Origin of the sequence: Streptomyces sp. NPDC058955 (assembly GCF_042741435.1) — a bacterium.
Lineage (GTDB): Bacteria > Actinomycetota > Actinomycetes > Streptomycetales > Streptomycetaceae > Streptomyces.
The window spans coordinates 1-4,265 of record NZ_JBHYKM010000027.1; the positions used below are offsets into that span (position 1 = coordinate 1).

The window sequence follows — 4,265 nt, forward strand, 5'->3', positions numbered from 1 at the left end:
CGGGCCGGGCCGGCCCGCGGGTCCTCGGCGTGGGCCGGGCCGTGGTCACGACGCCCCCTCCGGGGCGGCCCCGCCGTCGGCCGGAGGGCGGGCGAGGAGCGCCGTCACCTCCGCCCGGAAGCGGCCCAGGCGTTCCGCCGCCTCGTCCGCCGAGATCGCGGGCTCGTAGACGGCGGACGGTTTCCAGGGCGGTACGGCCTCCGGCACGGCGAGTGCCGGGTCGTGGCCGAGGCGGGCCGTCGCGCCGACGCCGAGGGCCGTCGCGTCCGGGAGGGCGGCGACCTCCACCGGCAGCTGGAGCAGGTCCGCCTGGGTCTGCATCAGGAGCGCGGAGCGGGTCAGGCCGCCGTCGGCGCGCAGCGACTCCAGGGGCGCGCCCCGGTCGGTGGCCGCGGCACCGGCGAGCTCGACCACCTGGGCGGCGATGCCCTCGACCAGGGCACGCACCAGGTGCCCGCGGCCGGTGTCGAGTCCGAGGCCGGTGAGGGTGCCGCGGGCCTCGCCGCGCCACCAGGGGGCGGCGAGTCCGGCGAGCGCGGGCACGAAGGCGACGCCGCCGCTGTCGGGCACCGAGCCGCCGACGGCGTCGAGGTCCGCCGCCCCGCCGACGACCCCGAGGTCGGTGAGCCAGCGGACGGCGGACGCGACCGTGTACACCTGCCCGTCGAGGCAGTGCTCGGTACGGCCCCGCAGCCGCCAGGCCACGCAGCCGACGAGGCCGGTCGTGGTGCGGCGGGGGAGCGGGCCGGTGCGGGCGAGCAGGAACGCCCCCGTGCCGTAGGTGCACTTGGCGGCGGCCGGCGCGGTGGCGCTCTGCGCGAGGAGGGCGGCCTGCTGGTCCACGAGGAGGCCGGTGAGCGGCAGCCGCGGGCCGAACGCCGTGGTGGTGCCGACCGGTTCGTCGCAGTCGACGATCCGGGGCAGCCGCTCGCCGCCGAGCCCGTACAGGTCGAGGGCGGGCGCGGACCAGGCGACGGCGGCCGGGTCGAGGAGTCCGGTGCGGCCCGCGGTGGCCGCGTCGGTGACGAAGGCGCCCGTCAGCCGGTGGACCAGCCAGGCGTCGCTCGTGGTCACCACCCCGGCGCCGGTCGCGTGGCGGCGGATCCAGGCCATCTTCGGGGCGGCGAAGTACGGGTCGACGGGCAGCCCGGTCAGCCCCATCAACGTCTCGGCGTGCGGGGCGAGTTCGGCGCAGATCCCGGCCGCCCTGCGGTCCTGCCAGACCAGGGCGTCCGTGAGCGGTTCGCCGGTCGCCGGGTCCCAGGCGAGCACGGTCTCGCCCTGGTTGGCGAGGCCCACGGCGACCACGGGGACGCCCGCGTCGGCGAGGGCGGCGCGGCCGGCCGCGACCACGGAGCCGTACAGCTCGCCGGGGTCCACCTCGACCCGCCCGCCCGGCAGGGGGCGGGGCGAGACCGGCGCCGTGCCGCTGCCCAGGACCCCGCGCCGGGGGCACAGGACGAGCGCCTTGGTGCCGGAGGTGCCTTGGTCGACGGCGAGTACCGGGCCGCCCGTCATGAACCTGCTCCCGTCCTGGGGTCCGCCGTCGCCGGGTGATCGCCCGGTCACGCAAAGGGGTCAGGCTGGCGGGCCGGTGATCGTCCGTCAAGTGCCGTCCGCCGAACCTGTCAGGTAGCCGACGCCTACCTGACAGTAGTTCAAAATATGGCAGTGGCCTGATAGTTACGGTCACGAGAGCGATACGGACGATCACCTTCGGTCGCGCCTATAGTGAGCGCCGCTCGCCGACGGACCGCGGGCGCCGTTCGCCGACCGACCGCGCTCGACCGAGGACCGATGACCACGCCCACCGCCAGGCCCACACCGCCCGGCCGCCCCGCCACGCCCGTGCTGCCGCCCCGCACCGCCGGGCCGACGCCGCACCGCCCCGCCCGCTGATGCCCGGCCACGGCTTCCGGCCCGTCTTCCACCCGGCCGGCCACGACCACGCCCTGCGGCACGCGCTCCAGGACCTGCGCACCGGCCGCTGGGGCGAGATGGCGCGGCTCCTCGCCGACACCGCCAGGGCCGCCGACACCGCCGGGGCCGGGCGCTGGGACGGCTGGACCCGCCGCACCCAGGTCCTCGCCACCGTCGCCGCCGGTACCGACGTCGTGCACGCCTGGCGCACCGAACAGCCCGCCAGCTCCGCCGCCGCCGTGATGCACGGCCGGGTCGCCGTCGAGCGCGCCGTCCGCGCCCACCGCGCCGGCCACGCCCGGACCCGGCTGCTCTGGCAGGAGGCGTGGACCGCCTGCCGGGAGGCCGCCGACCGCGCCCCCGCCGACCCGGTGCCCTGGATCGGTTTCCTCGCCCTCGCCGCGCTCGACGCCCGCCGGCAGCTCGCCGAGCACCGCGTCCCGCCGCCCGCGCCGATGCTGCCGCCCGGCCCCTGGGGGCTGCTCGCCGAGACCGAGAAGCGCGACCCGTACAACCGCGAGGCGCACCACCGGATGCTCCAGTTCGTCTGCGCCCGCCGCGAAGGCCCGCTCTCCGAGGCCGTCAACTACGCCCAGTGGGCGGCCTCCTCGGCGCCCCGCGGCTCCGCCCTGCACGCCCTGCCGCTCTATGTGCGGGTCGAGCGCTACCGGCGCGACCGGGGCCACGAGCACGCCCTCGACCTGCACTGGGTCGCCGAGGACGCGGTGCGCGAGGCCCGGCGGGCGATGGACGCCTGGTTCCTCTACTGCGCCGTGCCGGAGGCGTCCCAGCTGGACCTCAACCATCTGGCGCACGCCCTCTTCGGCGCCCTGCGCTTCGACGACGCGGCGCGCGTCTTCGAGGCCCTCGGCCCGTACTACACGCCCGCCCCCTGGGCCTGCCGCACCCCGCGTCCGGACGACCGCGCCCTCGCCGAGGAGGTCTTCCTGCGGGCCCGCGCCCGCTGTCTCGGCGGCTGAGCACGCCCCCGTACCGCTCCGTCCTTCCCGTCCCCACGCCCGGAGGTTCCCCGATGTCCCGCACCACCCCCACGGACGCGCCGCCCACGCCGCCCCGGGCGGCCTTACCGGACGAGGAGGCCCGGCTGCGCGAGCTGGGCTACCAGCCGGTGCTCGCCCGCCGGATGGGCGGCTTCGGCAACTTCGCCATCAGCTTCTCGGTCATCTCCGTCCTCTCCGGCTGCATGACCCTGTACGGCTTCGGGCTCGGCACCGGAGGCCCCGCCGTGATGCTCTGGGGCTGGGTCGGCGTCGGCCTCTTCGTCCTCTGCGTCGGCCTCGCCCTCGCCGAGGTCACCAGCGCCTACCCCACCTCCGGGGCGCTCTACTACATGGCCGACCGGCTCGGCGGCCGCCGCTGGGGCTGGTACACCGGGTGGCTCAATCTGCTCGGTCTGCTCGGCGCCATCGCCGGCATCGACTACGGCGCCGCCCTCTTCACCGGCGCCTTCCTCAACCTCCAGTGGGGCTTCGACCCCACCCCCGGCTCCACCTTCCTGATCTTCCTGGCGATCCTGCTGCTCCACGCCGGCCTCAACCTCTTCGGCGTCCGCCTCGTCAGCGTGCTCAACTCGATCAGCGTCTGGTGGCACCTGGCCGGCGTCGCCGTGATCGTCGGCGCGCTCGCGATCGTCCCCGACCGCCACCAGTCGGCCTCCTTCGTCTTCACCGAGTTCGTCAACGACACCGGCTGGGCCAACCCGTTCTACGTCGCCGCGATCGGCCTGCTCCTCGCCCAGTACACCTTCTCCGGCTACGACGCCTCCGCCCACCTCTCCGAGGAGACCGCCAACGCCTCCGTCACGGCGGCCAAGGGCATCGTCCGCGCCATCTGGGTCTCCTGGATCGCCGGCTTCGCCCTCCTCGCCGGACTCACCTTCGCCATCCAGGACTACGCGGGCACCGTCGGCAGCGAGACCGGCGTCCCGCCCGCCCAGATCCTGCTCGACGCGCTCGGCACCGGCGGCGCCACCGCCCTGCTCCTCGTCGTCATCGTCGCCCAGCTCTTCTGCGGCAACGCCGAGGTGGCCGCCGCCAGCCGGATGGTCTTCGCCTTCAGCCGCGACAACGCCCTGCCCGCGTCCGCGACCTGGCGGAAGGTCAGCCGCCGCACCAGGACGCCGGTGCCGGCCGTCTGGCTCTCGGTCGGCGCCGCCGCCGTGCTCGCCCTGCCCTCGCTGTACTCCGCGACCGCCTACGGCGCGGTCACCGCGATCAACGTCATCGGCATCACGCCCGCCTACGCCATCCCGATCCTGCTGCGGCTGCGGGCCGGGCGCGCCTTCACGCCCGGCCCGTGGAGCCTCGGCCGCTGGAGCCGGCCGA

2 protein-coding genes and 1 pseudogene are annotated in these 4,265 nt (G+C 76.2%); 2 read left to right on the forward strand and 1 reads right to left on the reverse strand.

All coding sequences use genetic code 11. From position 1 onward, the window contains the following. Positions 1 to 45: 45 nt before the first annotated feature. The gene (locus tag ACFW1I_RS13465; protein WP_384669406.1) at positions 46 to 1,518 is read right to left on the reverse strand and encodes an FGGY family carbohydrate kinase; all 1,473 of its coding nucleotides are present in this window, start codon (positions 1,516 to 1,518) and stop codon (positions 46 to 48) included. Positions 1,519 to 1,898: 380 nt separating this feature from the next. On the opposite strand from ACFW1I_RS13465, the gene ACFW1I_RS13470 reads away from it, so the two are divergent. After that, the gene (locus tag ACFW1I_RS13470; RefSeq protein ID WP_384669407.1) at positions 1,899 to 2,900 is read left to right on the forward strand and encodes a hypothetical protein; all 1,002 of its coding nucleotides are present in this window, start codon (positions 1,899 to 1,901) and stop codon (positions 2,898 to 2,900) included. A 53-nt stretch (positions 2,901 to 2,953) separates the two neighbouring features. After that, positions 2,954 to 4,261 (forward strand): annotated as a pseudogene (locus ACFW1I_RS13475) (amino acid permease); the annotation flags it as partial. Between the last annotated feature and the right edge of the window lie 4 nt (positions 4,262 to 4,265).

Bases quoted from the DNA above. Each gene is read 5' to 3' on its own strand.
- ACFW1I_RS13465 (WP_384669406.1), bottom strand. From the start codon at position 1,518: ATGACGGGCGGCCCGGTACTCGCCGTCGACCAAGGCACCTCCGGCACC.
- ACFW1I_RS13470 (WP_384669407.1), top strand. From the start codon at position 1,899: ATGCCCGGCCACGGCTTCCGGCCCGTCTTCCACCCGGCCGGCCACGAC.